Source organism: Paenibacillus whitsoniae, assembly GCF_003955665.1.
Classification (GTDB): Bacteria; Bacillota; Bacilli; order Paenibacillales; family NBRC-103111; genus Paenibacillus_E; species Paenibacillus_E whitsoniae.
In genome coordinates, this window is sequence record NZ_RXHU01000076.1 from 1 (window position 1) to 3,977 (window position 3,977).

The 3,977-nt window shown below is 53.8% G+C and carries 3 protein-coding genes and 1 pseudogene; 2 read left to right on the forward strand and 2 right to left on the reverse strand.

Going from position 1 to position 3,977, the window contains the following annotated elements; translation table 11 throughout:
- Both EJQ19_RS23555 and EJQ19_RS23560 read right to left on the reverse strand, forming a co-directional pair.
- Positions 1–358, reverse strand: a pseudogene (locus EJQ19_RS23555) (hypothetical protein); the annotation flags it as partial.
- The gene (locus EJQ19_RS23560) at positions 355–1,026 is read right to left on the reverse strand and encodes a response regulator transcription factor (RefSeq protein ID WP_126143698.1); all 672 of its coding nucleotides are present in this window, start codon (positions 1,024–1,026) and stop codon (positions 355–357) included. The pseudogene EJQ19_RS23555 and the gene EJQ19_RS23560, both read right to left, overlap by 4 nt.
- A gap of 166 nt (positions 1,027–1,192) precedes the next feature.
- Between EJQ19_RS23560 and EJQ19_RS23565 the strand changes: the two genes are divergently transcribed.
- A complete protein-coding gene (locus tag EJQ19_RS23565) occupies positions 1,193–1,960 on the forward strand; it encodes an ABC transporter ATP-binding protein (protein WP_126143699.1) in 768 nt (255 codons plus the stop codon).
- Positions 1,947–3,881 carry an ABC transporter permease gene (locus EJQ19_RS23570; protein ID WP_126143700.1) on the forward strand — a complete coding sequence of 645 codons (1,935 nt, stop codon included), beginning with the start codon at positions 1,947–1,949 and terminating at the stop codon, positions 3,879–3,881. The genes EJQ19_RS23565 and EJQ19_RS23570 overlap by 14 nt, the downstream gene beginning before the upstream one ends.
- Positions 3,882–3,977 lie beyond the last annotated feature (96 nt).

Here is a 3,977-nt window from a genome sequence, read left to right on the forward strand (position 1 = left end):
GCTCCTCTTGCAATTGCGCGATGCCTTGGGCCTGCTCCGTGTACACCTGCGTCAGCAGCTTCAGGTACAGCGCCTGCTCGTTCGTCTGCGGCTCCGGCAGCGCTGTGATGTACCATTCTTCTTGGGCGTGACGTTCGGACAGTGTGCGGAGTTCCTCGTAGTAGGTTTTGCGGTAGATGTATCCGGTCACGATGTATCCTGCCGCCAGCACGAGGCAGCCTGCATTCACGTAAAGCACATTGCTGTGTGCGGCGTTTGTCCCTGTACCGGTCAGCATTATAAGGGATACGAACGCCATCATGAGTGCATAGACGAGAAAAAAATATTTTTTATCTTTGACGTAGCGGAGAAAGGTCATGGGATGAGGTAGCCCTGTCCTTTCTTTGTCGTAATAAAGTCAGGTTTGCCTAGCTCCGAGAGTTTCTTGCGCAGGCGCGTGATGTTGACGGTCAGCGTGTTATCGTCGACAAAGCTTTCGTCCTCCCACAGCCCCCGCATCAACTGATCCCGCGAGATGATGGTGCCGGGGTTTGTCATGAGCATGGAGAGGATTTTGAATTCATTCCGCGTCAGCTCCGCTTTGCGTTCACCGCAAGCCACGTCGCCGTCCTTGAGGTTGAGCACGATGCCGTCACGCTCCATCACGCTTGCATTGGTCTCCATATAAGAGTAGGTTCTGCGCAGCAAGGCGTGGACTTTGGCGACGAGAACGTCGGTATAGAACGGCTTTTGAACAAAATCGTCCCCGCCCATATTCATCGACATGACCATATCCATCGGCGTATTCCGCGAGGAGAGGAACAGGATCGGCACGTTGGACACTTCCCGGATCTGCCTGCACCAGTAAAACCCGTCAAAGGCGGGCAAGTTAATATCCATCAAAATGAGCTGCGGACTTTCTTGAATAAAGAGACTCAGCACGTTATCAAACGTCTCGGCGACATACGTCGTATAGCCCCAGCGGCGAAGCGCTTCCGCCACCTCGTCGCGAATCGTGCGATCGTCTTCCACGAGCATAATTTTCATCGGCGTCCTCCTTGCCAATCGAGCGCTAATACCTGACATGGTAGCATAAGCATGACAAAATTGTAAGGTTCGGCGTGCGAACTGTAAGCTAAGTCAATGGTTCCGGCCAGGCAATTCCAGTAAAGTAAAGGCAGAAGGAAATTGAACCGCTTGGGAGGAGATTCGCATGAAAACGATCGTGGAAGCGACGAAAATAAAAAAGATCTATGGCGCCAAAGGCAATGTATTCACCGCCTTGAAGGAGATTTCCCTCAGCGTCCGCGAGGGAGAGTTTGTCGGCATTATGGGGCCGTCCGGCTCGGGCAAAACGACGCTGCTCAACCTGCTGGCGACGATCGACAAGCCGACGTCAGGGGAGATCCTCGTCGACGGCGTCAACCTTGGCGCGATGAAGGAAGCACAGCTGTCGGCGTTTCGACGGGATAAGCTCGGCTTTATTTTTCAAGATTTCAACCTGTTGGACACGCTCACGGTGAAGGAAAACATCGTCCTGCCGCTCGTGCTGGCCCGCATGAATCGGGCTGAGCTAGAGCGCCGAGCTGACGAGCTTGTTCGCAGGTTCGGCATCGCCGGCCTCGTGGACAAATACCCGTACCAGCTGTCCGGCGGTCAAAAACAGCGCACCGCCGCCTGCCGCGCGATCGTCTCCGCGCCGAGCCTGGTGCTCGCGGACGAGCCGACGGGCTCGCTCGACTCCAAGTCCGCGACAGAGCTGCTGGAGAGCCTGCAGCAGTTGAATGTGCAGGATCGGACGACGATCCTGATGGTGACGCACGACGCGTTCGCGGCGAGCTATTGTTCGCGCATTCTTTTTATCAAAGACGGCGAAATTTTCACGGAGCTTGTGAAGGGCGGAATGACGCGCAAGGAGTTTTTCAATAAGGTGATGGACGTGCTTTCGGTGCTCGGAGGTGGCGCAAGTGACCTTATTTAGTCTGGCGAAGCGCAATGTCGGCGGCAATCTGAAGAACTATCTGCTGTACTTCCTGTCCATGATTTTCAGCGTCGTCATTTACTACACGTTCGTCTCGCTGAGGTACAGTCAAGAAATCGCGGCCAATATGGCCAAGTGGGAGGGGATGCGTTCCGTCTTCCTTCAGGCGTCTTTTGTGCTGATGCTGTTCGCGGGGGCGTTCATCTGGTATTCCAACGCATTCTTCACGAGGAAACGCAAAAAAGAGGTTGGCCTGTACGCTTTGCTAGGTGTGCGGAAGCGGACGATCGGAAGAATGCTTTTTTACGAGAATATGCTCATGGGCGCGGGCAGCATCGCCATCGGGATCGTGTTGGGCGCGCTTTTATCCAAACTGTTCGCAATGGTATTCCTCAAACTGCTCGATTCTCCGGTAGAAGTCAGCTTCCGAATTTCGCCCGATGCCATTGTGCAGACGCTTCTGGTGTTTGCCGCCATTATCTTGGCTACGTCTCTGCATAACTTTTGGCTGATTTATCGCTTCCAGCTGGCGGAGCTGTTTCGCGCCGACCGGGAAGGGGAGGAAATGCCCCAGCCTTCTATTTATACAGCGTTTATCGGCGTGCTGCTGCTTGGTTTTGCCTACTGGCTTGTCTACCAGCCGATGAATACGTCTTCGCAGATGGGCAGGAACATGCTTATGCTATTGATTGGGCTGATAGCAGGAACATACCTATTGTTTCGTTTCGGCATCATTTATATCTTGAAGCTGGCGCAGCGTATGAAGTCCCGGTATTACGCCGGCATGAACATGTTTAGCGTCTCCCAGCTGCTGTACCGTATTCAGGGGAATACCCGGATGTTCACCATGATCGCGTTATTGAGCGCATTTACGCTATGTGCCGTGACGGTCGGCTCCGACTCCTATTACACCCTTGAGCGTAATGCTTCAACCGAAGCGCCGTTTAGTTTCATGTATGTCAAGGGCGATCCGGCAGTAGAAGGGAAGGTGGCAGAGACGCTGGAGGCGGACAAAACACACCCGGTTACAGGGGAGCTTGAGATCCCGGTGGTGAAGCTGACCGCGGATTTAAGTGGTTTTTACTACCATCCTTCAGGGTTCAATAAAACGGAAGTGCCGATAAAAGTAATGGCTCTCTCAACGTATAATGCAGCAGCTGAAGTGCTGAACAGATCTCCTCAGCGGGCTCTTCCGGATGAAGGGGCTATACTGATTCGGCCTATGTACAGCAGCTTTACGGACAAAGAAGTACTGGGCAATACCATTACGTTCGGGGCACAGTCGAGTGTTGGGGTGCAAATCGAACGTCTTGTGGACGGCAGAGTGCTGCCGTGGGGCTTTCCGGATCTGTGTCTGGTCGTCAGTGACAGCCGTTTCGCATCGCTGGGGCAAACAGCCCATGCAAAAGCGGTGATGTATAAGGCTTATACCGTGAAGAATCAAGGCTCGAGCAAGGCGAGCACGGAAACATTAATGGGGTTAAAAACGAAGGATAATGATTTCTCGAGCTACTACTATCAGTACCGCTTGAACTTGGAGTCCGCCGGGCTGAATGTATTCACGCTGGGCTTCCTGGGCCTTGTCTTCCTGGCAGCAACCGGTTGTGTCGTGTACTTTAAGCAGCTGACCGATGCCCATGCGGATCGGGAGCGGTACGCGATTTTGCGTAAAATCGGGGTGAACCGGCGTGAGATTCGCGCTTCCATTGCGATGCAGACAGCCTTTGTGTTCGTGCTGCCGCTGCTGCTGGGCATCATGCACAGTCTGATGATTCTGCGGGCATTGACGGAGATTCAGCTGATTGGCGGGGAATCGCTGGTGCCGATTACGATCTCGATTGTGGCGTATGTGGCGATCTACATCGGCTACTACGTGCTGTGCGTCAATTCGTATGAGCGAATTGTGAAGTCGGCGGTATAGCGCCTGTCGAAAATACGTAAGCCTGCAAACTCGTAGTTGCGGGCCATCAAAGCCGCGCCCTCACTCGCGGCCCGCTCAAAACCTGCAAAAAGGCAG

What these genes read in the sequence shown, in the direction of transcription:
- EJQ19_RS23560 (WP_126143698.1), bottom strand. Translation starts at nt 1,026, where the DNA reads ATGAAAATTATGCTCGTGGAAGACGATCGCACGATTCGCGACGAGGTG.
- EJQ19_RS23565 (WP_126143699.1), top strand. Translation starts at nt 1,193, where the DNA reads ATGAAAACGATCGTGGAAGCGACGAAAATAAAAAAGATCTATGGCGCC.